Source organism: Thermosporothrix sp. COM3 (assembly GCF_059696735.1).
On record NZ_AP019376.1, the window covers coordinates 603,294 to 627,644 of the forward strand.

General features: G+C 54.8%; 22 protein-coding genes. 12 read left to right on the forward strand and 10 right to left on the reverse strand.

Features of this window, described 5'->3' with window-relative positions:
- Window positions 1-42: 42 nt before the first annotated feature.
- Together KTH_RS02660 and KTH_RS02665 are read right to left on the reverse strand one after the other, a co-directional pair.
- The gene (locus KTH_RS02660) at window positions 43-1,893 is read right to left on the reverse strand and encodes an N-acetylmuramoyl-L-alanine amidase (RefSeq protein WP_497616270.1); all 1,851 of its coding nucleotides are present in this window, start codon (window positions 1,891-1,893) and stop codon (window positions 43-45) included.
- A 240-nt stretch (window positions 1,894-2,133) separates the two neighbouring features.
- The gene (locus tag KTH_RS02665) at window positions 2,134-3,279 is read right to left on the reverse strand and encodes a WD40/YVTN/BNR-like repeat-containing protein (protein WP_497616272.1); all 1,146 of its coding nucleotides are present in this window, start codon (window positions 3,277-3,279) and stop codon (window positions 2,134-2,136) included.
- Between the two features lie 169 nt (window positions 3,280-3,448).
- Between KTH_RS02665 and cobT the strand changes: the two genes are divergently transcribed.
- The 5 genes from cobT to KTH_RS02690 all read left to right on the forward strand — a co-directional run bounded on the left by cobT (window position 3,449) and on the right by KTH_RS02690 (window position 10,855).
- Window positions 3,449-4,522: a nicotinate-nucleotide--dimethylbenzimidazole phosphoribosyltransferase gene (gene cobT / locus KTH_RS02670; RefSeq protein ID WP_497616273.1), complete on the forward strand. Its 1,074-nt coding sequence runs from the start codon at window positions 3,449-3,451 to the stop codon at window positions 4,520-4,522.
- A 334-nt stretch (window positions 4,523-4,856) separates the two neighbouring features.
- A complete protein-coding gene (locus tag KTH_RS02675; protein WP_497616275.1) occupies window positions 4,857-6,494 on the forward strand; it encodes a S8 family serine peptidase in 1,638 nt (545 codons plus the stop codon).
- A 193-nt stretch (window positions 6,495-6,687) separates the two neighbouring features.
- On the forward strand, window positions 6,688-8,340 hold the full coding sequence (locus KTH_RS02680; protein WP_111322929.1) for a S8 family serine peptidase: 1,653 nt from the start codon (window positions 6,688-6,690) through the stop codon (window positions 8,338-8,340).
- 334 nt (window positions 8,341-8,674) lie between these two features.
- Window positions 8,675-10,312 carry a S8 family peptidase gene (locus tag KTH_RS02685; protein WP_497616278.1) on the forward strand — a complete coding sequence of 546 codons (1,638 nt, stop codon included), beginning with the start codon at window positions 8,675-8,677 and terminating at the stop codon, window positions 10,310-10,312.
- Between the two features lie 117 nt (window positions 10,313-10,429).
- Window positions 10,430-10,855, forward strand: a complete 426-nt coding sequence (locus KTH_RS02690) for an OsmC family protein (RefSeq protein WP_170142607.1) — start codon at window positions 10,430-10,432, stop codon at window positions 10,853-10,855.
- Between the two features lie 25 nt (window positions 10,856-10,880).
- Here the strand turns inward: KTH_RS02690 and KTH_RS02695 are convergent, their stop codons facing one another.
- The 6 genes from KTH_RS02695 to KTH_RS02720 form a co-directional block, all read right to left on the reverse strand.
- On the reverse strand, window positions 10,881-11,276 hold the full coding sequence (locus KTH_RS02695; protein WP_170142608.1) for a DUF4383 domain-containing protein: 396 nt from the start codon (window positions 11,274-11,276) through the stop codon (window positions 10,881-10,883).
- 101 nt (window positions 11,277-11,377) lie between these two features.
- On the reverse strand, window positions 11,378-11,743 hold the full coding sequence (locus KTH_RS02700; protein WP_497616284.1) for a PLDc N-terminal domain-containing protein: 366 nt from the start codon (window positions 11,741-11,743) through the stop codon (window positions 11,378-11,380).
- A 146-nt stretch (window positions 11,744-11,889) separates the two neighbouring features.
- A complete protein-coding gene (locus KTH_RS02705; protein ID WP_497616287.1) occupies window positions 11,890-12,333 on the reverse strand; it encodes a PLDc N-terminal domain-containing protein in 444 nt (147 codons plus the stop codon).
- Window positions 12,334-12,483: 150 nt separating this feature from the next.
- Complete coding sequence (locus KTH_RS02710; RefSeq protein ID WP_497616289.1) at window positions 12,484-12,909, reverse strand: PLDc N-terminal domain-containing protein; 426 nt, start codon at window positions 12,907-12,909, stop codon at window positions 12,484-12,486.
- Between the two features lie 25 nt (window positions 12,910-12,934).
- On the reverse strand, window positions 12,935-13,357 hold the full coding sequence (locus KTH_RS02715; protein ID WP_497616292.1) for a PLD nuclease N-terminal domain-containing protein: 423 nt from the start codon (window positions 13,355-13,357) through the stop codon (window positions 12,935-12,937).
- A 206-nt stretch (window positions 13,358-13,563) separates the two neighbouring features.
- Window positions 13,564-13,785, reverse strand: coding sequence for a PLDc N-terminal domain-containing protein (locus KTH_RS02720; protein WP_111322943.1), 222 nt, complete (start codon window positions 13,783-13,785; stop codon window positions 13,564-13,566).
- A gap of 248 nt (window positions 13,786-14,033) precedes the next feature.
- Here KTH_RS02720 and KTH_RS02725 point away from each other — a divergent pair, with 248 nt between their 5' ends.
- From KTH_RS02725 to KTH_RS02735, 3 genes are all read left to right on the forward strand, one after another.
- Window positions 14,034-14,945: a hypothetical protein gene (locus tag KTH_RS02725; RefSeq protein WP_497616294.1), complete on the forward strand. Its 912-nt coding sequence runs from the start codon at window positions 14,034-14,036 to the stop codon at window positions 14,943-14,945.
- A 423-nt stretch (window positions 14,946-15,368) separates the two neighbouring features.
- Complete coding sequence (locus tag KTH_RS02730) at window positions 15,369-16,589, forward strand: 6-phosphofructokinase (RefSeq protein WP_497616296.1); 1,221 nt, start codon at window positions 15,369-15,371, stop codon at window positions 16,587-16,589.
- A gap of 142 nt (window positions 16,590-16,731) precedes the next feature.
- Complete coding sequence (locus tag KTH_RS02735; RefSeq protein ID WP_497616298.1) at window positions 16,732-18,009, forward strand: phospholipase D-like domain-containing protein; 1,278 nt, start codon at window positions 16,732-16,734, stop codon at window positions 18,007-18,009.
- Window positions 18,010-18,070: 61 nt separating this feature from the next.
- On the opposite strand, the gene KTH_RS02740 is transcribed toward KTH_RS02735, so the two are convergent.
- On the reverse strand, window positions 18,071-18,457 hold the full coding sequence (locus KTH_RS02740) for a tautomerase family protein (protein WP_497616300.1): 387 nt from the start codon (window positions 18,455-18,457) through the stop codon (window positions 18,071-18,073).
- 260 nt (window positions 18,458-18,717) lie between these two features.
- Here KTH_RS02740 and KTH_RS02745 point away from each other — a divergent pair, with 260 nt between their 5' ends.
- From KTH_RS02745 to KTH_RS02760, 4 genes are all read left to right on the forward strand, one after another.
- Entirely contained in the window at window positions 18,718-19,461 is a 744-nt protein-coding gene (locus KTH_RS02745; RefSeq protein WP_497616301.1) for a DUF4097 family beta strand repeat-containing protein, read from the forward strand.
- 228 nt (window positions 19,462-19,689) lie between these two features.
- Window positions 19,690-20,850 (forward strand): DUF4097 family beta strand repeat-containing protein, encoded by a 1,161-nt coding sequence (locus KTH_RS02750; RefSeq protein ID WP_497616304.1) that lies wholly within the window; start codon window positions 19,690-19,692, stop codon window positions 20,848-20,850.
- A 122-nt stretch (window positions 20,851-20,972) separates the two neighbouring features.
- Window positions 20,973-21,638 (forward strand): endonuclease III, encoded by a 666-nt coding sequence (gene nth, locus KTH_RS02755; RefSeq protein ID WP_497616306.1) that lies wholly within the window; start codon window positions 20,973-20,975, stop codon window positions 21,636-21,638.
- A 212-nt stretch (window positions 21,639-21,850) separates the two neighbouring features.
- On the forward strand, window positions 21,851-23,371 hold the full coding sequence (locus KTH_RS02760; protein ID WP_497616308.1) for a flavin monoamine oxidase family protein: 1,521 nt from the start codon (window positions 21,851-21,853) through the stop codon (window positions 23,369-23,371).
- Window positions 23,372-23,404: 33 nt separating this feature from the next.
- Here KTH_RS02760 and KTH_RS02765 read toward each other — a convergent pair whose 3' ends face one another.
- Window positions 23,405-24,220, reverse strand: coding sequence for a MerR family transcriptional regulator (locus tag KTH_RS02765; protein ID WP_497616311.1), 816 nt, complete (start codon window positions 24,218-24,220; stop codon window positions 23,405-23,407).
- Window positions 24,221-24,351 lie beyond the last annotated feature (131 nt).

The following is a 24,351-nucleotide window of genomic DNA, read 5'->3' on the forward strand; positions in this document are numbered from 1 at the left end:
TCTCCCGGAGTAACCGAACCGCTCTCACGCTCCAAACACTACCTAGTACTGATATGCGTCGGCAAGCTCGTCAACAGGCACCCACGCCTGACGATGGTTATAGTTAATCATGTACCAGATCCTGCCCGAACCGTCCTCGGCGATCTTCTCGGGCGAGACGAACAGCGCCCCATCAGGAGCGTTGCCAATCACGTACGAGGACGAGCTGAACGTTCTGGGCGAGCCATAGATCTTCACGTCATTGCCATCCGTCGAGTGAAGCTTGACGAGCCGCCCGAACGCGCCAAACTCAACCTTCACGCCATCGGGCACAGCAAGCCAGCCCTGCACAAACTGGGCCGGTTTGCTCGGATCGGGCTGCACCGAGAAATTGATCTTATACATCGTGTAACCGTTGTGCCCCTGATCACGCTTGATATCGGTGAAGACGTAGCTCTTCAGCGCGTCAATATTGTTATTCCCCTGGTACGCGTATTGCGTATCCATAATCAAGGGGCTGTTCGTATCGGGCTCCTTGTAGATATAGAAGTAGTTGAAGTTGGCAGGTGTTGGCTTTGAGCCCCCGTACATCTTCAGACTCGACTCAGGGAACAGCGTCAACGTGAACGGCTGTAGCTTGAGCTGCGTCTGACGCGCCTTGCTGTATTTGTCGATCGCGTTGAGGTAATAGCGCCACATCCAGTAGGCGCCGGGGTCATCATGATTGCTCAGTCCGATCGTCGGGGACGGAGTCGCACCATGCGCCACGAAATGCGTGGTATCGATAGGAATATGATACTTGTCGGCAAGGTAGGCGCTCAGTTTGGCCGATGCAAGATACATGGTCGCGTTGTACCAGAGATAGCCGGTATCCGCGTAGCCCTCATGCTCAATGCCGATGGAGTGATGATTGTACCAGATATTGCCCGCCTGATAGGCCGTGTCGCGCTCGTGGAGCACCTGATAGACGGTTCCATCGCTACCAACCACATAGTGTATGCTGACATCGTACTCCACTTTGGGGTTCAGGAAGATATTCAGCGCATCGGCGGCAGAGCCTTCGATATCGTGAATGACCACGCGATCAATCGGGTAGTCATCGGGACGGGACGAGGAGGAATCGTAGTTACAGATCACATGCTCAGAGGAACGGGCACAATCGCCGATTTCGGGCGGGATAATACAGTTAATGGCGTCTGGATATTCAACACCCTCATGTGAGTTGGTGCATCCGGCAGGAAGCTGAGGCGATTGCGCCATGCGCGAGACAACCTGCGCCTGAAATGTCTGCTTGTTTGGCTGCACCTGTTGCGGAGACACCGTGATCACTTCGCCGCTCTTCGTCTCAACGCTGAAGCCCTTCTGCAACAACTCGTAGACCTTATCAGCGTAGAGCGCGGCGATCGAGCGACTATTCGAGCCGCTATAGAGGGCAACCGTGTTGTACCAGTCGTTCAGGGAAGTGGGCAGCTTTCCATTCAGTTCGATAGCCTGTGAACGCAGAACCGCAGCGCCTCCGCGAATGTTGGCCGCCGCGTCGCGCTTCAGTGCATCGGCGGGCAGCTTGAGGAGTTGAGCCGCCTTGTCAAGCGTATTGACGCGCTCGTTTTTCACCAGATGCAGATATCCATAGCCGCCATCAATGCTCGGATGCCAGTTGTTGTCACTCAGGCGCGACTCCTGATAGCTGATAGCCAGGAGCAGCGCTTCGGGAACTCCCGATTCCTGTGCTGCCTGTGTAAACAACGCGTGAAGCGTCCCTGCTGTCTGCTTCGTATCGGTAGAGACTGCCAGCACAACGCCGGACTGGAGAAACAGCGTCCCGATAAGGAGCATGGCGCATGTCGCGAGAAAGAGCAGCACGCGAGGCCACCGGGCTTTCTCGCCTGCACACGTAAAGCGTCTTCCAGACATACAATAAATCCTTTTCTCGTTTGCTTCTTTCGATCCGAGACAATCAAGGTAAAAAGAATAATGCTTTTTCCCTGTGAAATAAGATATCATCCTTGAAAATCCAGGAACAGCAAAAATTCTTTCTACACTCTATATAGTACATTTTTGACCAAAAAAGCAAGCGAACACAGGGATTCTTGAGGAAGATGCAGGTTCTCACGGGAACATAGCTGGCATGCCCCATGAGAACCTGTTGCAGGCTTATCGAATGCTATAGGTAACCTTGCGCCAATGCGAGCCACCATCCGCTGTCACATAGAGCGAACTTGCATCAACAGCCCACCCGTTCTGCATATCGACAAAGCTAAGCGCCCGAAAATGTCCGATGTTTGTGCTGAGCTTTTTCCAGCTTTTCCCGGCATTGGCGGTAAAGTACATGGTTTGGCCCTCGGGATCCGAGCCCCAGGCATGTTGTGCATCCACAATGTAGAGATTTTCCAGCGACTCCCGAACCAGCGCCCCGGGCTCTTGCGGATAATCTGGTTGCCAGGTTTCACCACCATCATAGGTCTTATAGAGCAGGGTTCCCTCGGTCGGCTTGCCGTCCAGCTTTCCCTGCACATAGACCGGCATCATGCCATAATCGCCGATCAGAATGGGCGGCGTCGTACGATAGGCAAGCTGCTGACCTTCCAGCGTGGGCAGACTCTGGCGCTTCCAGGTTTTCCCCTGATCGGTTGTTTTATAGAGCCAGGGTGCACCTGAAGGCTCGCTTCCGGTAGCCCACCCGGTCGTGGCATCCTTAAATGTCAGGCCGTTTTTCACCCCGCGGCGTGGCAGGCCGCTTGCTGGATCTTCGGTTGTTGCCAGCTTCTCCCAGTGCTCCCCGCCATCACGTGTATGAAAAAGAGCAACGACCATCGAGCCCGCATCACTCGCGCCCATGCACTCAAGCCATCCCTCATCGAGATTGATAAAATGGGGCGTCATCGCTCCGTGGAGTGGCAACCCGCTGAGCACCGCATCCTGCCAGCTTTGTCCACCATCTACCGTCCGATAGACGTGCACCTTCTGCTCATTTTGCAGCACAACCGAGAGCCAGCCCCGCAGCTCATCCCGAAACTCGCCACGCAGCAGCACAATCCTGCCCGGCGTATTCGGGGTTACGTCGTGCCAGCTCTGCCCGCCGTTCACCGTCCTGACAACACTTCGCTCTGTTACGGCCCACCCGTTGGTTTTATTCAGCATACGCAACACAAGCAGTGGATCGCGCCGGGGCGGCAGCGTCGGGCTCGGCGTCGGCGTCGATGCGCTCGATTCCATTGATGGCAACCCATTACACCCGACCAGAGCGCACGAGAGAAGAAGTAAAATACAGGTTATATAGCGCTTATAATGCCGGTTCATGAATAATCCTTTCAGAGCAACGCTTTTTGCTGCTACCAAAAAACACCCTGACGACTACACACCACTTCTTTCCCTTATTATGCCATAATCGGGCGTGAACTATCCGTGATAGAATGACAGGTATCGATAGGGAAACTATATACATGACAGAAATGGAGACAAAGAATCCTTGAGCGAGTTTTCTACCATTCTGGCGACATCGCTGGCCTCTATTACCCCCCTTGATCGGGCCGCGATGGAACAGGCACGCCAGCGTCAGCAGCAGCTTACCAAGCCAGCCGGCAGCCTCGGTCGCCTGGAAGAGATCGCCATTCAGATCGCGGGCATGCAGCAAACCCCCGTTCCCCGTATCAACCATAAAGCCGTTATTGTGATGGCAGGCGATCACGGCGTCACCCGCGAGGGCGTCAGCGCGTATCCGGCAGCAGTCACGCCCCAGATGGTGCTCAATTTCTTGCAGGGAGGCGCGGCAATTAATGCTCTGGCGCGGCAGGCGAACGTGCAGATGATTATTGTTGATGTCGGCGTAGCTGCCGAGCTCTCTCACCCCGGGCTGCTCTCGCGCAAGGTCGCGTATGGCACCGCGAATATGGCTCAGGGGCCCGCCATGACACCGGAACAGATGATGCAGGCGCTGCTTGTCGGCATCGAGACGGCTCACGCGACGATCGCGCAGGGAGCCGACCTTCTGGCAATCGGCGAAATGGGCATCGGGAATACGACAGCCGCCAGCGCCATTGCAGCCGCGCTGCTCCAATTGCCCGTCAGCGAGCTCACCGGATATGGCACCGGGATCGATGAAGAGCAGCGCCAGCATAAAGTGCGCGTGATCGAACAGGCGCTGGCCGTCAATCAACCTGACCCCCTGAACCCGCTTGAGGTCCTGCGTTGTGTCGGTGGGCTGGAAATCGCGGGCCTGGTCGGCGTGCTGATCGGCGCAGTAGAACACCGTGTTCCCGTCGTGATTGATGGCTTTATTTCTACCGCCGCTGCGCTTGTTGCATCTACCTTACATCCCACCATTCGCGAGTATCTCTTTGCCGGACACGCCTCCGTCGAGCGCGGTCACCGCCTGATCCTGGAGCGGCTGGAGCTTCGCCCGCTGCTTCAGCTTGATATGCGACTTGGTGAGGGAACCGGCGCGGTACTTGCGATGCAGATCGTCGAGGCCGCTGTGTGTACCCATAGCGAGATGGCCACTTTTGCCGAAGCGGGCGTCAGTGATCGCCCCGAACACGCTTGATTGTCTCAGAACCGGTCAGCAAGCCGGTTCTTTTTTTCTCTCGCGCCCTCTTATTCACGCATATCAATCGAGCAGTTAAGATTCTCTCCCTGAAAGAGGAAAATTCCAGCTCCTCTCTTCACCTGATCTCAACCAGAAGTAAACCGCTTTTCCAGATAGTCCCATTATGCTGGAAAAGAGTGTGTCATTTTAACATATGCCACTTCATTCAAAGTGAAGGAGAGGGGAACACGTGGAGGTGGACATCTCACTCGACAGCATCCCCGCTGCATCAACAGGGAACATCGTTTCAGCAGAAGGACGCCCGCGAGGCGCACGAAAGGACATGTAATTCATGCAAAGCAAGTACTATCGTACCCTGCTTCCTCTGGCCTTATTGCTGGCCGCATGCCTGTTCCTCAGCAGTCCACTTTTGGACGTACAGGGCATTGGCCCGGCAAAGAACTACATTCTGGTATTTCAACCGCAACAGCAAACCCTTCCTCAAACCGTCATCAGCAGAGGACATACTGTTGTCTATGACCTGAGCGCAGCCGGGGTAATGGTTGTTCGCACCCATATCCCTGACGACCTGATGCATATTCCCGGCATCATCAGCGTTGCACCAGACCGCCCGCATATCACCATTCCCGCTAAACCGGCAAAACCGCTCACTTCTGGCCTGCTTCATCCCCTTCAGGTGTCCAGCAAGGCCGAAGGCTGCGCGAGCAACGAAGCAGTCTGCCCGCAACAATGGGATCTGGAGCGCATTCATGTGCCTCAGGCCTGGGAAAAGACGCGCGGGTCGAGAAAGGTACGCGTCGCTGTCCTCGATAGTGGACTAACTTCCACTCATGAAGCGCTTGGCGATAACTATGATAAAGAGGCCAGCAAGTCATTTGTTGAACCAACAAACTGCGCACAGGATTCGGATGTCAACAGCCTTGAGGACTTCAATGGACATGGCACCTGGACCGCGCTGCACATCGCTGGAAAGAACACCTCGCGCATGAGCGGCATCGCGCCCGAAACCACGCTGATTAACCTGCGTGTGCTCAACGCCTGTGGCATCGGAACCGATAGCTGGATTCTGGCCGCCTTGATGCATGCTCACAAGGTTGGCGCACAGATCGTCAGCATGTCGCTGGGCGGCTTTGTATGCGCGGATGGCGTCGTGAAGGAGTCCTACTATTGCCGCACCGAGAAAGACGCCAGAGATGGCGCTTCCACCTGGAAAGCTTACAACCAGACTATTTCCTATCTGTTGCAGCATGGAACGCTTGTGGTGGCCTCCGCAGGCAATGAGCATGTCCAGCTCGACCAGAACGGGCGCGTGATGGGAAAAAGCAGCGTCGGCTTTGGCGCGGAGAAGAACGACCCGAGCAACAACCTGTACGGGCTCCGTGAGATCCCCGCTGGCATTCCCGGCGTGCTGACCGTGAGCGCGACCAACCGCATCACCCAGACCGCGCAGGCAGGTGAAACCAGGCACGGACAGTATGGGCAGGGACTCCGCGACCAGCTCGCCTACTACAGCAACTACGGGGCCCGTATCGATGTCTCAGCGCCCGGCGGCTCGCGAAACTATAACGTGCCACGCTTCGACTGCATTTCGACTCGCTGTGATGGCCTGACCCCCTCCTCGTCCGGCGGAGACGACCATACCGGCGTCTTTGGCGCGTTCGGTATTGATGAGAAGGGACAACTCTGTAGCAACTGCTATAGCTATTTGCAGGGCACCTCGATGGCCGCGCCAACCGTCTCCGGAGTCGCCGCACTGGTGCTTGCGCGTCATCCAGGCATGTCGGTGCAGGAGCTAACGAAGCTGCTCAAGCGCTCTGTCACGCCCTTCCTCGATAAGAACGCCACGCCGCCCGCCGCCAGCAATAGCAAGAGCCCATACTATAACTATACGATCGATTATGATGCGGCTCCGATCAGCAATCGCCTGATGGGAACAGGCATCATCGACGCGGCTCGCGCTGTATCCTGAGTCCTCATTCCGACAACTATCACCAGTGGGGGCGTTCGCTCGCCCTCACTCCTGCAATTCTCTCCTTTGTGGAATATGCAGAACGAGCACCACTTATAGTACATACGAATGTCCTTTTACTAGAAGTGCTTTATGTTTAGAAGTGGTATCAGTCGTATCATCATATCTGCAAGTGAAAGGATAGAGAATAGCAATGCAGGGAATGAGAAAAACGATCGGCGTACTGCTTCTCATCAGTCTGAGCTTCCTGGGCGCTCTGGCGCTGCTTCCTCAGCGGGTGCAGGCAGTATCGCCCGAACAAAACTACATCCTCCGCTACGATGATGCCAGCAGAATCGACATGCAGAACCTCACCCGAAGTGGGCACAGGGTCGTGCACGATTTGCGGCAGGCGGGCATACTGGTTGTCCGCTCGCACAGCCCTGAGCAGCTCCAGCGGCTTCCCGGGCTCGGCGATCTGATTCAGGATCGTCCACAACAGATGCTTCCACAGCACGAGTTCGTCACCGCCTATAGCGCGCCAGAGCTTCACGCTGGCGCACGGCAGAACGAGCAGGGCTGTGCTTCGGTCTCGACGTATTGTGCGCTGCAATGGGACCTGAAGCGGATTCATGTTCCCGAGGCATGGCGCGTGACGCAGGGCTCACCCACGATCACCGTTGCTGTGCTGGACACAGGAATTACGTCGAGTCATGAACAGGTCGGGGCGAACTATGATAAAGCAGCCAGCCGCTCCTTTGTGCAACCAAGCCTCGAGTGCGCCCTTGACAAAGGGAACACCAGCAGCCTGGAAGACATGAACGGACATGGCACCTGGGTTGCAACCCATATCGCGGGCAAAAACGGGCTGCGCATGACCGGCATTGCACCACAGACCCGCCTGATTAACCTGCGGACCCTCAACGCCTGCGGCACCGGCTTCCATAGCTGGTTCTTTGCTGCAATGCTCTATGCAAATACGGTGGGTGCTCGCGTCGTCAATCTGTCGCTTGGCAGCTATATCTGTGCCGATGGTGTGGTGAAAGAGTCGTACTACTGCAACACGCAGGAGAAAGCGCAGAACGGTCCCTCGCTCTGGCGCACCTATACGCAGGTCGTGCGCTATCTCCTCGATCACAACACGCTGGTCGTCGCGGCCGCTGGAAATGAGCACGTCAATCTCGATAAAGACGGGCGCGTTCTCAACAAGAGCAGCGTTGGCTATGCCGTGCAGGCGAACAACCCGGCAAACAGCCTCTATGGCACCCGCGAGGTTCCCGCCGGCCTTCCTGGCGTGATTGCCGTTGCCGCGATCAATCGAATAACCGCCATTGGACAGCCCGGCGAGACACGACACGGACAGTTTGGCGCGGGCAAAAGAGATCAGCTCGCGTTCTACAGCAACTATGGCGGACGTATCGATCTGGCGGCCCCGGGAGGTGCACGCAATTATAACGTCCCCCAATTCGACTGTGTAAATAACAACACAAAATGCAGCCGTCTTGATTTTTCCAGCCCCACCCAGGCCGACAATCCAGGCGTCTTTGGTGCGTATGGCGTGAACGCAAGCGGTCAGCCATGCTCCAATTGTTACGCCTTCCTGCAAGGAACCTCGATGGCCGCACCTCAGGTCACAGGCGTGGCGGCCCTGGCACTGGCGGCACATCCTGAGATGACGGCGTGGGAACTGGCAGCCTGGCTCAAGGACTCCTACACCTGGTATCACGATCCGAACGCGACGCCTCCCGCCGCCGATATGCCGAACAGCCCCTACACCAATTACAACATCAACTATAGCGGAAAAGGTCTTCCAGAGTGGAAATTAGGTGTAGGCGTGATTGATGCAGCCCGGGCGGTCCGCCCCTGAACAAACGAAACGGCATGGGTCATTGCTGGCCCATGCTGTTTTTTTTGCGGCTTTTATCGAAGATGTTCAGAGCATTGAGAAAAGGAATCGTGCAGGAATAGCATATTTCTCTGTCTATATAGCTCATCAATAGAGCCTGGCTGTATCCTTTCCATAACCATTTCTTAACCAAACTTACACCATTTTATATTGATTCATGAATGGAGATATATCATAATAACAATGAAGAGGTGGAAGGAACCATACGAGAAGAAGCCGCAACTGCCAACCTTCCCCTCACGGCTCGCCCTGTGATATTGGTTGTTTCTTTAGAGGAAAGGACGTACACAACTCTATGAAACGCTACCGCGCAGCCATTCCTATCTTGGTGTTAGCAGGGATGCTAGCTCTGACCTTTCTTGCTTCCCTCCCTGAGCGTGTCGAGGCGGTCGCGAAGACCGATAATTACATTCTGCTTTACAATCAGCAGACGAAAATCGACAAGAACGCCCTGACAAAGAACGGGAACAAGATTATCTTCGACCTCAGCCAGGCGAAGGTGATGGTCGTCCGCTCAAACAACCCGAACGAGCTTAAGAAGGTTCCTGGCGTGATTGGCCTGGCAAAAGACAAGCGCTCCGTCCGCCTGCCGGGAAATGAAGTCAAGAACATTACCACTGTCCCGCAGACAAAGGCCGCAGCCGCGCAATGTGCCTCGGTCGAGACCTCCTGCCCGTTGCAGTGGGATCTGGCCCGCATCAACGTGCCTCAGGCCTGGAAGACCACCCAGGGCTCGAAAGAGGTGCGTGTGGCCGTCGTGGATACCGGTGTAAACTCGTCGCACGACGCGCTTGGATCCAACTATGACAAGGCCTCAAGCCGCTCCTTCGTGCAGCCTGACGCTGATTGCCCCCAGGAAGTTGACGCCAGCAACCCGGAGGACCAGCAGGGTCACGGCACCTGGGTTGCGACCCACATCGGCGGCAGAAACGGCACGCTGATGACCGGTATTGCCCCGAACACCACGCTGGTCGGCATCCGCGTCCTCAACGCCTGCGGTTATGGCTATGATAGCTGGATTCTGGCCGGTCTGATGTATGCCAGCACGATCAATGTCGACATCATCAATATGTCACTTGGCGGCTATGTCTGCGCCGAGGGCATCGTTCCTGAGTCCTACTACTGCAACAATGCCGAGAGCGTTGGCGACAGCCAGACCGTGTGGAAAACCTACACCCAGATCGTGAAATTCCTGATGGAGCGCGGCACGCTGGTCATCGCCGCTGCCGGTAACGATCACGTTCGCCTTGATCGCGAAGGGCATGTTGCGGGCCCGAGCAGCGTCGCGTTCGCCGTCCCGATGAACCATCCCGCGAATAACCTCTATGGTCTGAGTGCCGTTCCCGCCGGGATCCCGGGCGTCATCACAGTTGCAGCCACGAACCACATCACAGCAAAGGGTGGCCCTGATGAGACGCTCTACGGGCAGTATGGCGAGAACCTGAAGGATCAGCTCTCGTACTACAGTAACTTCGGACGCCGTATCGATGTCTCTGCACCGGGCGGCTCGGTGAACTACAATATTCCGCCGTTCGACTGCAAGAGCGCCGAGTGCTCGCGCCTCCGCTATACCAGCATAGCGAACGCTGACAACCCCGGCGATTTCGGCGCATGGGGTGTTGACGCCAATGGTAACCCCTGCGCGACCTGCTATGCCTTCGCTATTGGTACCTCGATGGCGGCCCCTCAGGTCGCTGGCGTGGCAGCCCTGGCGCTGGCAGCCCATCCGAATATGACAGCGAAGGAACTGTCGGCATGGCTGAAGAAATCAGTCACCCGCTTCCTGAACAAAAACGAGACGCCTTCCGCCGCCGAAGATCCGGCAAGCCCGCACTATAACTACGATATGGATTACGGCACGCCGGGCATTCCAACCTATGAAGAAATGGGCAAAGGCGTGATAGATGCAGCGAAAGCGGTTGCAGCAAAATAGCGCCGCCTATCCAGACATACTCTCTTAGCACTTTGTGGGAACCATTCTCCTTTGTGGGAATGGTTCTTTTTTTGTGGTATGCTGAGATATCGTCTTTTTCAGGAGGACTTTGAAAGAATGGCTAATGAAATCTCTGTCCATGCGACACTGGACGGCAAGATGCGGTTTCAGGCGGAAACGGGAAGCGGTTTCACGTTGAGCATGGACGCAGCCCCGGAAAGTGGTGGCGAGAACTCAGCACCCCGCCCGACAGAGGTGATGCTTGCGTCTCTGGCTGGCTGTACTGGTATCACCCTGGTCTCGATTCTGCGCAAACAGCGTCAGGAAATCACCAGCTACGAACTGCACCTCCGCAGCGAGCGCACCAGCGCCCCCGGCACCTATACCACCATCACGGTTGAACACGTGCTGTCCGGGCCAACGCTCACCCTTGCTCGGGTTGAACGAGCGCTGGAACTGGCCGAACAGCACTGCACGGTGGGCATTCTACTCGGCAAAGCGCTTGAGATCAAGCATACGGTTCGCCTCGTCGAACATGCCTGATTGCTCTTGAGCCTTTCCCCTGGCACTATGCCGCGGGGACGGGCTCACGCCTGTAGGCAAAGCCAAAGTACAGAGCAATCGCACCCGCAACAAAGTGGAAAAGGTGATCTCCGATGTTCGCGTGCATAATACCAAGCAGACGATGATCAAAGTAGAGAAACGGATACAACAGCCCGAGCAGCGCAAGCACAACATACACCACGCCGAAAATCTGATTAAAGCGCCGATCCCACCCCATAATTACGCAACTCAACGCCAGAAAACCGGTTGCCAGATGAATGAAGTTATGCACAATATCGAGGTCCAGCCCCAGAAAATTCGCGGGCTGCATGGTTGATGTGTTGCCAATTCCCAGTACACCGACGATAAGAAACACAATGGTGACAATCAGGGTATAATAGCGGCTGGCAGTCCAGGGCATAGAAACGCTCCTTTTCACATGCCACATGGGTTAAACAGTTCTCTCTTTAGTATACCATCTCTCTTGCTCAGCCGCTTCCCTTTTACCCGAAATACAGCATATCAGGGCCAGGGATTCGGGGGGCCCCAATGCGTGCTTGCCCCCGGCGGTGGTGCAGGCGCTCCATATGTTGGAGGCGGAACAGGCGCTCCATAGGGCGGAAGCGACATCGGGTGCGAGGGCGGATAGGGTGTATAGAACATTATAAATTTGCGCTTCGGGCGATCAATCAGCATGTAGAGCAGCGAGCCGAGAAACGGGAAAAAGATCATCAACACTACCCAGACCACTTTCATCGTATCCGTAATACCCCGGTTGCTCAGGCAGTCAACCAGCATCCAGACCCAGAACACCACCAGCGCGATTGGCAAAACAACAAACAGCAAGATAACGCCCAGTATAAGTAATGTTGCTATGAATTCGGACATGTATGCCTCCTGAACGAACGGTCAGCCGAATAGAGAAACAGGGTTTTCTCGAAGATCAGAAGAGAATACAGCTTTTTCATTTCGTCTCTTCAGTATAGCAGCTATTCGCTTTTTTCGCTAGATGTTGTGCGTTCCTTCACCCTGATTCACCAGTCACGCCATTGTTTTTGTTGTTGCTTCTGTTGTTCCTGTGGCGGCTCGGGATAGGTCGCTTGTGGCTCCTCGTACTGTTCCCATTGAGCCTCGGAAGGCATGGCAGGCGCTTCAGAGGCCCAGTGAGGCTCGGGCAACTCCCGATAGTTTGCGTGATCATTTGCCGACCAGGATGGCTGTGGATCCTGAACGCGCGTCGGCTCATAATAATATCGAACTTTTGCCTTCTTCCTGTCGGTAAAAAAGTAGACCACAGGAGCAACAGGAGAGCACAGAAGCATCAGGATCACCCAGATCAGCTTCATGGTATCGGAGATGCCCCGATTCCTGAGGCAGTGGATCAGCATCCAGATAAAGAGGACCAGTGTCACGAATGGATACGCCAGTAACAGCAGGAGAAGGCCCAGGTTAAGAAGCGTCAGCGTGGATCCCGGCATGCATACCTCCAGAACGAGCGATCAGCCGAACGGCAAAATAGCATCTTCTAGAAGTATAGACGTAAAGAAGAACTTTTTGTTGCAGTCTCTTCAGTATAGTAGCTATTCGCTTTTCTCACCAGGTGCTGTACGTTCCTTCACCCTGATTCATCAGTCACGCCATTGTTGCTGTTGCTGCTCCTGCTGCTCCTGTGGCGGCTCGGGATAGGTCGCTCGTGGCTCCTCGTACTGTTCCCATTGGGCACTGGAAGGCGTGGCAGGCGCTTCATAAGCCGAATGAGGCTCGGACCGCGCCTGATAGCTTGCATGATCATTTGCCGACCAGGATGCCTGCCGAGCCTGAATACGCATCGGCTCATAATAATACTGGATTTTCGCCTTCTTCCTGTCGGTAAAAAAGTAGACAAAAGAGGCAATAGGAGAGAACAGGATCATCAACACCACCCAGAGCAACTTCATGGTGTCAGAGATGCCCCGATTTTTGAGGCAATCGACCAGCATCCAGATCCAAAATACCACCAGCAGGGTCGACAGAATAGCGATCACCACAAATACGAGGAGAAAGAACAAAAACATGACAAAGCCCATTTGTTCACTCCATTCACTCTTTCTGTCGCTGCTGCTGCATCATTTCTTGCTCGTGCGGCGCTTCCGGATAAGAAGCCATCGGCTCCTCATAGCGCTGCCAGTGCGTTTCCGCTTCTTTGGGCTCTACAGGCACATATCCCTGCTCATAGGACTGCTCTTCCCGGGACTGTTCCTGTCCTTTATAATAATGCGCCGTATTCACCGGGGTATACTGCGGCGTCTCAACAGGCGGGGTTGTTCTCTGTCCCGAGAGCTTGCGCCCCCAGAAGATATAGAGGAACGTACCACCCCAGGGAATCAGCCAGATCAGCACAATCCAGAAGATTTTCTGCTCGTTCCTCAGCCGCCGGGCACAATCGACTGTTGCCCAGATCGACAGGAACACCCAGATCCATGAAGCGCCCCTACCGGCAAAGTCGAAAAAAAATGGAATCATTGCTCTCTCCTCGCTTTTCACGCCGTTTGAAGAGATACTCACTTTTTTAAAAAGGAGTTACATTCAGCTTATTCTATATGAAGGGTATGCACTTAAAACAGGCAATCCCTGAACTCGTTCTCTTCGCTGTATCCATACGGCAGGTATCAATACTATAGTACGTATATCCGATGACTCAGGTTGCCTCTTGCACCAAAAGTCCATAGTTAGCGCTCTCCTGGATAGCGATCACGGCGGTATTGCCAGCGTCTGCGCATCACATAGATGATCGCGCCAACGCCTGGCAGCAGGCCGATCAGGAGCAGCCAGCGCCGCTTGATACGCGGATCCAGTCGAGGATCACGCCAACAATCGATAAAGACCCAGATCCAGCATGCCACGCCCGCCGCCAGAATCAACGGGCCCATAAAGTCGGTTGATGCAACCATTCTTGCTCTCTCCTCTCATCGAGTGCACATTTCTGTCCTCCCTACTATAACCTAATATTCTCAGTCAAGAAACTCCCCCTTGCTGCTCACTTTTTCCAGGATAGAGAAAAAATTTGCAAAGTTCTGACATTTTTTACCAGGAAAGTATTGACATTTTTCTTACTGACATGGTAATATTCTTTCAAAGAGCAGCAAAAATAATCAATAGAAGATAAATTTTTGAACGTTTCTGAAAGGAAAAAAAGATCATGTGGCAGCAAGCATTCTCTATTCAAGGACATAAACCCCGCATCGTCTTCAGCACTATTGAGGGCAATATCGCCGTTCGCACCTGGGAGAAAAAAGAGATCATGGTTGAAGCAGCCGAGCCAATTCAGGGGCTGCGCTTTGAAGCGGATACCCTCTTTGTCTCGCACTATCGCAGCGATGTCACCGCCTGGGTTCCGCGCATCAAAGGGCTCTTATTCAACTACACCAACACACAGGTCACAGTCGAACGCTCAACGGGTACCGTCTCCATCGAGCGCACAGGCTCCGTTGATATCCGCAACCACACCGGGCGCGGCTTTCTGGATCGCATCGAGGGCAGTGTCCACCTCTTCCAGATCAGCGATGGGGTGGAAAGCACCTCGATTGGTGGAAGTCTTGAAGCCTTTGAGCTGCCCTCGCTTCGCGTGCTTGGCTCCGTTGGTGGCAGCACCACCACCCGGCAATGCGGGCAGGTCGCCCTCGAAAATATCGGTGGCAGCCTGACGGCGACCGGTATTGGCGACATGCTTTCCTGCGAAAATGTCGGCGGCAGCATTCACATTCAGGATAGCCCCCGAGCCGTCATCAATACGCCACGCGCAGGCGGCAGTGCCACGATTGAGCAGGTAGGCACGATTCGTTCCGTTCACGTTGGTGGCAGCCTGACCCTCGCCGGGAACATCACAAACGAGGGGCCAACCTCCTTCTTTGCTGGCGGCAGCATCACCTATCTCCTGCCCGCGAACCCGCATATGACCATTCAGGCTTATTGTGGCGGCAACATCCGCGGCAGCGCCGTTGCTCAGTCGCGCAACAATGCGGCCACGCTGATCTATGGCGAAGGGAGCAATATGCTGACACTGCATGCGGGTGGCAGCATCACAATACATGGCAATCAGGTCAACCGCTAAGCACTGTGCCGGAAGGATGCTGCATCTTTCCGGCATTTCATTGATATGTATTGATATAAGCATCATTTTCACCACTCCCTACCTCAATTTCCGCTCTCCCTCATCAATTCTCTCTGGAGTATGAACAGGCTGTAGAGCACATTCCTCAAGCATAAAAAGAAGAATTCATAGTATTTCTTGAAAGATAGCTCTACAAGAACAGGGCATATCCCGTTTTCAAAAGAAAGTACTACCGTTTTTGATGAAAACAGACAAAGAATTAACAGAATGCTGTATCTGTGGTATGCTTTGCCTCAAAGAGAGAATATTCCCTGTTTGGTAGCTCATCAGAGTTGCAGAGAGGAACAACAGAAAAGATCTTCCGGCGCATCTCTCGGGAGGGAGAAGGCGTCGAGGGACAAATGATGAGGAGGTTTTTCTTCTATGCCTGCTAAAGTCACTCGTCCTATTCGCTCTCTTGGTGTTCTGACCGGCGGCGGCGACGTTCCCGGCCTGAATGCCGCCATCAAGGCGATGGTCTATCGGGCCGCGACAATGGATATTCGTGTCATGGGCCTGCGTCTGGGTTGGGAAGGCATCACCCTGCTGGACCGCAGCCGCTCCCGTGATGAGCTGGTGTTTCGGCTCGACGAGCCCGCGAGCTGGAAGGGGGGCTATCTCCTGCCACTCACTCGCCTGAACACACGCGACATCGACCGCCAGGGTGGCACCATTCTCCAATCAACACGCACCAATCCCGCCCGCATGAAGGTCGCCGATCTGCCGCCCCACCTCAAGCATTATGGGGAGGGAAAGCAGCCCGACGATCGCGTCGATCTGACCGATGAGGTCATCAAGAACCTTGAGTTCCTTGAGCTCGATGGACTGGTTGTCATTGGCGGAGATGACACGCTGAGCTTCGGCGCCAGGCTGGTTGAACGTGGCGTTCCTGTCTGGGGTATCCCCAAGACAATGGACAACGATGTGCCCGGTACCGAATACTGCATCGGCTTCCAGACTGCCATCAGCCGCGCCGCCGAGTTTATTAACCGTATTCGCTCAACTGCCGGTTCCCACGGGCAGACGGTCCTGTTCCGTATGTTCGGTCGCGACGCGGGCTTTACCGCGCTCGAAACCGCCGTTGTCACCTGGGCCGACCGCCTGATTATTCCCGAGGTGCCCGCAAACATCGACCATCTGGCCGAACTGATCGCGCATGACCGCGAGAACCCACAGCACTACTCAACGGTTGTGCTCTCCGAGGGGGCCAATCTGGGTGTTCCCGTCCCCGAGATAGGCGAGGCCGACGCGTATGGGCATCGCAAAAAGGCCAATGTCGCCGAATTTCTGGCTGATGAGCTGACGAAACGCCTCAAAGGGGTGCGCTTCCTGCCGATCGATCTCACCTATTTCCTGCGCAGCGGTGAGCCAGAAGTGTATGACAAGCACATGGCGATCTTCTTCACCAACCTGATTATGAGCACGCTGGAAAAGGGTGAGCATGGCGTTATGGCCGCCTTCCGCGAGGGACAGTATATCGCCACCGATATTCCGGGAAAAACGCTCCCAGCTCGCCGGGTCAAACCCGAACAGTACCACCAGACACGTTATCGCCCCAATTTCGAGCATATTAGCGGACCGTATCAACCTCAACGCGAAGTCTAGCATTCTACAATGAAGTAAGAGGATGGGGAGCAGGGAAAGCACCTCAGCAAAGGACCGATGGCAATGACGCCATCTGTCCGTTCTATCGTGTACAATAGAGAGTGGCCTTTTTCTAAACTCAGCTTGAGAGGTTTACATACCTATGACGACTTCACCGGAAACGGGACAGCGACCGCCACTCTTACGCCCGCGTATTCCTGTACGCAGCATTATACAGCGCGTTTTACTGGCCTTTTTCCTGTTGCAACTTCTAACCGCTGCCGTGTTGCAGGTTGTGTCAAGAATACGGCGTCTGAGACAGAAGGCGAAAACCTTTCCCCACCGCGAACTTGATGAGATCGCCGTTGGTGAAAATAACCATCTAAAGCTCTATAGCTATGGCTGCGATCTTTATGATGATATGCTCAAAGCAATTGACGAAGCAAAAGATTGTATCATGATCGAATCCTTTATCTGGAAGGGCGATGCCATAGGGAGAGCTTTTCGGGATCATCTGGCAAAGAAGGCAGAAGAGGGCGTTGATGTCTATGTCATCTTCGACGCGTTCGGCAATCTCGTTGTGCCACGGGCCTTTAAATCGTCCTTCCCCAAAAATGTGCATCTGTTCGAGTTCATGCCGGTACAACGCATCTGGCATATCTTCGACCCACGCCGCTACGCGCTGGATCATCGCAAGATTCTGGTGGTAGATGGCGAGATCAGCTTTATTGGTGGCTACAATATCGGCAGCGTGTACGCGACCCAGTGGCGCGATACGCATCTACGTATTCGGGGCGAGGCATCGGCTACGCTGGCAAACTCGTTCATTGCCTTCTGGAATCGCTTCAAGCCGCATGGCATCGAGATTGAGCGCCACTACCAGACACAGTTCAATCCGCTGATCTCGGTCCATGGAAACGACGCGATCCGCCTGACCTTCCCGATTCGCGATATGTATATTGATGCAATTGATCGTGCCCAGAACTGCATTCTGCTGACAAATGCCTACTTCCTGCCTGATCATGCATTGCTCGCTGCGCTCAAAAATGCAGCACGACGCGGCGTTGATGTGCGCATCCTGGTTCCCTGGGTCTCAAATCATATCCTGACCGACTGGATCTCGCATGGCTACTTCCACGAGTGCCTGCAAGCTGGCATTCGGATTTTCAGCTATCGGCACTCCATGTTGCATGCAAAAACCTGCACCATCGATGACGAATGGTCCACTGTTGGCACGGCCAATCTGGATCGTCTGAGCTCCATTGGCAACTTTGAAATCAATGTCGAGATCTACAGCGAAGAGTTCGCACGGCAGATGCACACGCTCTTCGACTACGATACCTCCGACACATTTGAGCTTACGCTTGAGGATTGGGCAAAACGACCCTGGTACGTTAAGGCCAGCGAAAAACTGCTGGCTCCCTGGCGCTTTATGATGTGAGATGCATGGAACCGGAAAAGGGGCGCGTCGATGCGGGCCGCCCCTTTCCGCTCTGACAGCGTTATACTTCTGCCCTCTGCGCTTCCCCATTGCCAAACGACCAATCAGCCTCGCTATTCTCAATCAGGTTGACAAAGACATCCTGTGACCGCACCCCCGGATTCTCCGCCAGCAGAGAGACTAACCGCCGATAGAACGCCTTCTTCTGCTCGACGGTCCGCCCACGTCGCATCGTGATTTGCAGGATCAGCAGATCATTACTCCGCTCAATCCCGAGATAGGTGGGATCATAGATCAGGCCGTCAGGCTCACGCTCATGAAACACCTGAAAGCGATCATCCTGCGGAACATCAATCGTCTCCACCATCGCCTGATGCACCGCCTCGCTGATTGCTGTCCGATACTCCGCCGATTTTCCACGCATTAAACTGATTCTGACAAATGGCATAATCTCAAACTCCTTCTTTCTGATTGCTTGCACACATCATAACAGCTCGCTTTGTATCGAACAACACAATCTTTCTCAAGTAAAGCATCGATGCTACCGATAGATTAGCAATTGTTGCGTGCCATAGTTGCTGTTGTGATACAGCACACTTCTTCACCGAATCTCAACCAAACTGTAACATTTCTGTAACACATTCCACAAAAATATCTGTCATACTCCTCATAGAAGCTTTTTATTCTCAAAAGTGTTGAGGAGTGGTAATGGGAAGAAGTATCGTATGGGCCAGATGGGGAGGTTGCTTTCTCCTGTTTCTGCTGTTTGCTCTGAGCGCCTGTGACCAGAAGCAGATAACCTCGAAAACAGAGGACGGTGGCACGATTCCTTTTCAGGTCGTCGAGCCCCCGGAGCTGGTGATAGCAAGCGATGTAGCGGACATCGTGATCCGCAAGGGGGACAGCAATACCGTGACCTTCGCTATCACGCAGATCACAGATGAGGAGCGCAAGGACTTCCACATCACCGCGCGTCAGGATGGCAATACCATCCGCATAGAAGAGGTCTTACGTTCCAGAACAGCCAGCAATGAGACGCATCACGGGCCGCGCCTTGAGCTCACGACCCCGGAACACAGCAACATCCAGATCAAGAACAAGGTTGGTAGCTCCTCTATTGAGCAAATCACCGGCGTGGTCAAGATCCGCTCGGAGGCAGGAGCGATCGATATGAGTGAGGTGACGCTGAAAGCCGGCTCGACGTTCCAGACCACAGCCGGAGCAATCGCCTTTCACGGTACGCTGGATCCAACGGGCCCCTACTCTTTTGAAACCGAGGTCGGCTCGATTGATCTCACGCTGCCCGCCGATTCCGCCTTTCAACTCAATGCCTTCAGCACGCTCGGCCCTATCTCCAATGCCTTCGAGAGCGACGTGACGGGAAACAGCCCCAGAGCAGCGCTCACGCTGAGAACGGTGGTGGGCAATATCGCAATTCATAAGGCGAACTGAGCGTCGTCGGCTTCCCGGTACAAAGGAGGCTCGGGAGACCGGGCCTTCCTTTTCTTTACCAACAGGTCCCGGTTTTCTCATCTCTTTTGCTCTGATATGGTATATTTAGGCTGATAGAGGACAACTGATTTTTTTTCTGGCAACAGATCGATAGATTTCAGTCCGAGAATTGCCAGCGGAAGGGAAGCCCTTCCTGATCGTACACGCAAGGAGAGACAAGGAGCCGTCATGAGTTATCAGGGAACGCCAAACGAGCCAGCCGAGCACTTCACTTTCTCGGAGACCGTCAACCGAGAAACGCCGCCCGCTGCTTCCCCGTATAGCTTTCACGGTACGGACCCGAATCTGCAACTGGATCCCACCCCGGTCGTCCGAACATCGACGCCGCCAAAACTGACCGGCTTCTTCCCACGGCTGAAGCTCCCTTCGCATGCCAAACCGAAGCAGGCAACTGATGAAGACGATATCTTTTCCCTGCCCTACACTAAAAAAGACGATCCCTCGCAGGTGACGGCCCCGACACTGCTGCTTCCTTTCGCACCCATTCCGCCGAAAGCAATTCAGAAGCGGCATTCCGCTATTGTGAAAAGCCGCTGGCGCCTTCAGGCCGAGCAGGAAGGCGAAGAACTCACCACCAGCGCTCCCTGGTGGCGCTTTCCGCTGGTGCTGGTACTGTGTGGCATACTCCTGATTGCAGGCTTCTTCGTGGTGCGCCAGCTCAACGATAAGCCGGTTGATATCCCGCAACAGACGATCACGGTTGGCACGACGCCCCTGGTCAACATTCAGAGCAACGGCGGCGGACAGATTTTCCTCCATAGTGGACAGACCGGCTCAATTGAGGTCAAGGGAAGCCGTCACGCCTCCGGTTTCCTCGGCAATATCGCCAACGCAACGCTTGAGCTCAAGCAGAAGGGAAGCGAGCTTGATATCCTGACTGGCGGCCAGAATAGCGCGATCCCGCTGCTTCAACAGGAACGCGTTGACCTGGATATCACCCTGCCGAGTAACTGTACCGTTCAGATCACGCATACAAATGGCTCAATCACAATTGATGGCTTGCAGAGCCAGATCACGGTGACCACCCAGAGCAGCGATATCGACCTGACGAACGTCACCCTGAAAGGACAGAGCACGCTGAAAACGACGGATGGCGATATCACAATCAAGGGCGCGCTCGATCCCAACGGTAACTATCAACTGTACTCGGAAAGCGGCTCGATTGATCTCACGCTGCCCGCAGAGAGTACTTTTGCCCTGCAAGCCGAGGCCAAAGATGAGAAAGAAGTCTATAATGATTTCGCCAGCACCAACGCCGCTCACCCGCGCATTCAGGCCAGCGCACCAAAGGGCAGCATCTCACTCCATAAACAAAATACACATTCATAACAGCCGCATTGACAAGCGGTTGCAGAGCCTCTAGAGTATGCTGAAGACCCTTTCTCTTTCCGTTTTTGCAAAAGGGAAAAAGAAAAGGGAAGTGAAGCAATTCAGAAAAGAAGGGGCTCACAATGACACCTTATAGCGGTCCCGCCCCCTGCTCTCAGGAGCAGGTTCAGGCTATCATCAAGACACTGCATGATCTCTATCCGAACGCACGGTATGATCTCGACTTCTCCACGCCGCTTGAGATGCTGGTTGCGACCATCCTCGCCGCCCAGTGCACGGATGAGCGCGTCAATGCCGTGACCAGAGAGCTTTTCAAGAAATATCATACCGCCGCGGACTACGCGAACACGCCACAGGAAGAGCTTGAGCAGGATATCAAGTCAATCACGTTTTTCCGCAACAAGGCCCGCAGCATCCGCGCCGCCTGCCAGTATATGCTTGACCACTATCATGGAGAGGTCCCGCAGACCATCAAGGAGCTGGTCAAAATGCCGGGCATCGCGCGCAAAACGGCAAACGTGATCCTCGGGAACGCCTTCGGGATCAGTGAGGGCTTTATTGTTGATACGCATGTGGCCCGCCTCTCTGGCCGCTTCGGCTGGAGCAAGCAGAGCGATATCAACAAAATCGAGCAGGATTTGATGCGGATCATCCCCCGGGACGCATGGCTCGGACTCGCGTTCAGGATGATCTATCATGGCCGGGCGATCTGTAAGGCTCGCAAGCCGCTCTGTGACCAGTGCCAGCTTGCCGCATACTGTCCCTCGGCTTTTACCGTTGAGAAATAGCACGGCGGGAGGATCATGTCCTCCTGCTGCCCTCCCCCGGGCCGATGTTCCACCCTCAAAAACAGGGAAAAATAGGGTACAATAAGGGGAGAGAGCACCTATCAGTAGAAGATCAGCAGCTCTCTTAGCCTTGACAGAAGGGCGCTTTCCCCGCATAAAAACGGGATTCTGCGAAGGGTCCCCTTCGCACGCCTTCCGAGGAGTTTTCTTTCATGAAGCAAGCTTCAAATGCGCACCACGCAACACCCGACGATGACTGTATCACCCGCCAAAAGCGCTCATTCTCCCCTTCCAGACGCATGATAGGCCACATCGCCATTGTCGGAGCAGGCATAGCCGGACTGAGTGCAGCCCTCACCCTCCATGATGCCGGGGTTCCCTGCACTATCTACGAAGCAAGCGACAGAGTAGGAGGGCGCATCCATTCCGCCACGCACTGGAGCCAGCAGCAAACCGCGGAATGGTGCGGCGAGTACATCGATAGCGATCATTCTACTATTCTCGCGCTTGCTCGACGGTTTCGCCTTCCTCTCCTCGAAACACACCATGCGCATGGAGAAGACACAGGTATCAAATATCAGCTTCTCGGCAGATCCTATACCTTTGGCGAGCTTACCCGGTCCTTTCAGGAGATCGCTCCGCGCGTGCTTGAGCAGTATCACCAGATCGACCCTGCAACCACCTGGGACCATTACACGCCGATGGCAGCGATGCTTGATCATATGAGCACATACGATTGGATCGAGCGCTACATCCCCGACGGGCACGCTTCGCCGACAGGCATGCTGCTCGACACCCTCTATACAACCCTGTATGGCGTGGACACCTGGGAACAGAGCGCCATGAACCTGGTGACGTACCTCGGCTACCTGCTTGCCTATTCCCCGCAGTCAGCACTCTCCAGCTCTATTGACGTGAGCTACCGGATCGCGGGCGGCAATCAGCGGCTGCCGGAAGCAATTGCGGCCTCTCTTCCCGAAGACGCTATCCGCCTGAGACACCGCCTTGCCGCGATCAAACGTCACGCCAACGATCGGGTAACGCTAACCTTCGACACCGAGCGCGGCTTTCAGGACATCTCCTGTGAGTACGCGCTGTTAACGCTGCCATTTAGCGCCCTGCGCGAGGTCGATTATCGCAAGGCAGGCTTTGATGCGCTCAAGCAAAAGGCCATCGCTGAGCTCGGGTATGGCACCAACTCCAAGCTCATGCTTCAGTTTGATGCGCGTCCCTGGCAACGGACTTTCCAGAACCACAGCTTCCAATCGGACCGCCTGCAAGCGATCTGGGAAGCCACAACCGGTCAGCAAGGCGAGGGGGGCATTCTGGTTCACTTTACCGGCGGCACAAAAGGGCGCTCGTATGCTCCAGCCGCACCCTATACCACCACCAACGAGCCGGAGCATGCCGACCTGCTGCGTCACTATGCTCGTGACACGCTCGAACAGCTTGAGACGTTGCTTCCCGGCCTCAGCGATCACTTCACCGGTGAGGTCGCCCTGAGCTATCCCACAGGAGACCCGTTCATCCGTGGAAGTTATGCCTGCTGGTTGGTCGGGCAGGTGACGAGTTTCTGCGGCTATGAAGGCGTCCGGCAGGGACCAATCCTCTTTGCGGGCGAACATTGCGCGAACGAGATGCAAGGCTTCATGGAAGGAGGCGCGCAGGAAGGTGTGCGAGCCGCCCGCGAGATTCTCCAGGATTGCGCCGTTTCTGTGGAGCAACCACTATAGCAGCGCTTTTTCCATCAAAACGACAGGGCACGCTTAGCGCCGCTGCTCATAGAGAGCAAGGGCCCGATACAGAAAGGCCTCCTCTTCTCCCTCATAGGGGAGCTGAAAGGGCCGCTGCTCCGGGCTCGTCTGCTTGATGTCGGTATACATCCGCTTCAGGCTCTCGATAATGTCGGGATCGCCATGTGTGAAGCCCTGTATCAGGTCCAGCCATTCCGCCACCAGTTGTTGCGCTTCGGGGCTCGCGGGGGCGATGCCCTCGCGTACCATGCGCCTGAGTTCGCCACCGATGCGCTCCCACCTCAGACTTGCTTGCTTTTGCTCCTCTTCGCCGAAATCTTTGCCCCATTCTGCCAGCTTTTGCCGCTGTGCCTCAGTGTAGTGGGTTCGAGACAGCTCCTCAAGCCGTTTGATCTGCCACTCATCCAGATACTTCCTTCTCCAATCTCCCGCCTGCTCCTGCTGCATCATCTGGATTATATGAAGCAGTGTATGCCAGTCGCCAGCACCTGCCCGCAACATCTGTTCTGTTTCCTCGATTGCTTGCAGAATCGAATCAAGCTGCATACGCTTCTCGCGTAGCATGATCTTTTGCAGCAACAGCCATTCGCCCAGTTCATAAGGACCGATCTGCAAGCAGCGCTTGATCTCATCCAGCGAGAAGCCCAGATATTTGAGCGCCAGAATCTTCTGCAACTGCAAAACGTCCTCATCGGTATAGAGCCGATATCCCTTCTCGCTATGTGCCGAAGGCGAGAGCAACCCTTCCCTATCATAAAAGCGCACCGTGCGCACTGTCACACCTGCCATCCGAGCAACCTCACCGGTATAGTAGAGCCGCTTATTCACTGCTTCTTCTCCTGATCAAACTCTCTTTTTGGTTTGTACACCATGACGTAGCGTCACGGTCAAGGTCTTCCAGGTCCCAATGGACGTGTGCAAAAAGCCCGCGAAAATATGCTATACTTTCCTGCAAAGAA

What these genes read in the sequence shown, in the direction of transcription:
- KTH_RS02660 (WP_497616270.1), bottom strand. Translation starts at nt 1,893, where the DNA reads ATGTCTGGAAGACGCTTTACGTGTGCAGGCGAGAAAGCCCGGTGGCCT.
- KTH_RS02665 (WP_497616272.1), bottom strand. Translation starts at nt 3,279, where the DNA reads ATGAACCGGCATTATAAGCGCTATATAACCTGTATTTTACTTCTTCTC.
- KTH_RS02675 (WP_497616275.1), top strand. Translation starts at nt 4,857, where the DNA reads ATGCAAAGCAAGTACTATCGTACCCTGCTTCCTCTGGCCTTATTGCTG.
- KTH_RS02680 (WP_111322929.1), top strand. Translation starts at nt 6,688, where the DNA reads ATGCAGGGAATGAGAAAAACGATCGGCGTACTGCTTCTCATCAGTCTG.
- KTH_RS02685 (WP_497616278.1), top strand. Translation starts at nt 8,675, where the DNA reads ATGAAACGCTACCGCGCAGCCATTCCTATCTTGGTGTTAGCAGGGATG.
- KTH_RS02690 (WP_170142607.1), top strand. Translation starts at nt 10,430, where the DNA reads ATGGCTAATGAAATCTCTGTCCATGCGACACTGGACGGCAAGATGCGG.
- KTH_RS02695 (WP_170142608.1), bottom strand. Translation starts at nt 11,276, where the DNA reads ATGCCCTGGACTGCCAGCCGCTATTATACCCTGATTGTCACCATTGTG.
- KTH_RS02700 (WP_497616284.1), bottom strand. Translation starts at nt 11,743, where the DNA reads ATGTCCGAATTCATAGCAACATTACTTATACTGGGCGTTATCTTGCTG.
- KTH_RS02705 (WP_497616287.1), bottom strand. Translation starts at nt 12,333, where the DNA reads ATGCCGGGATCCACGCTGACGCTTCTTAACCTGGGCCTTCTCCTGCTG.
- KTH_RS02710 (WP_497616289.1), bottom strand. Translation starts at nt 12,909, where the DNA reads ATGTTTTTGTTCTTTCTCCTCGTATTTGTGGTGATCGCTATTCTGTCG.
- KTH_RS02715 (WP_497616292.1), bottom strand. Translation starts at nt 13,357, where the DNA reads ATGATTCCATTTTTTTTCGACTTTGCCGGTAGGGGCGCTTCATGGATC.
- KTH_RS02720 (WP_111322943.1), bottom strand. Translation starts at nt 13,785, where the DNA reads ATGGTTGCATCAACCGACTTTATGGGCCCGTTGATTCTGGCGGCGGGC.
- KTH_RS02725 (WP_497616294.1), top strand. Translation starts at nt 14,034, where the DNA reads ATGTGGCAGCAAGCATTCTCTATTCAAGGACATAAACCCCGCATCGTC.
- KTH_RS02730 (WP_497616296.1), top strand. Translation starts at nt 15,369, where the DNA reads ATGCCTGCTAAAGTCACTCGTCCTATTCGCTCTCTTGGTGTTCTGACC.
- KTH_RS02735 (WP_497616298.1), top strand. Translation starts at nt 16,732, where the DNA reads ATGACGACTTCACCGGAAACGGGACAGCGACCGCCACTCTTACGCCCG.
- KTH_RS02740 (WP_497616300.1), bottom strand. Translation starts at nt 18,457, where the DNA reads ATGCCATTTGTCAGAATCAGTTTAATGCGTGGAAAATCGGCGGAGTAT.
- KTH_RS02745 (WP_497616301.1), top strand. Translation starts at nt 18,718, where the DNA reads ATGGGAAGAAGTATCGTATGGGCCAGATGGGGAGGTTGCTTTCTCCTG.
- KTH_RS02750 (WP_497616304.1), top strand. Translation starts at nt 19,690, where the DNA reads ATGAGTTATCAGGGAACGCCAAACGAGCCAGCCGAGCACTTCACTTTC.
- nth (WP_497616306.1), top strand. Translation starts at nt 20,973, where the DNA reads ATGACACCTTATAGCGGTCCCGCCCCCTGCTCTCAGGAGCAGGTTCAG.
- KTH_RS02760 (WP_497616308.1), top strand. Translation starts at nt 21,851, where the DNA reads ATGAAGCAAGCTTCAAATGCGCACCACGCAACACCCGACGATGACTGT.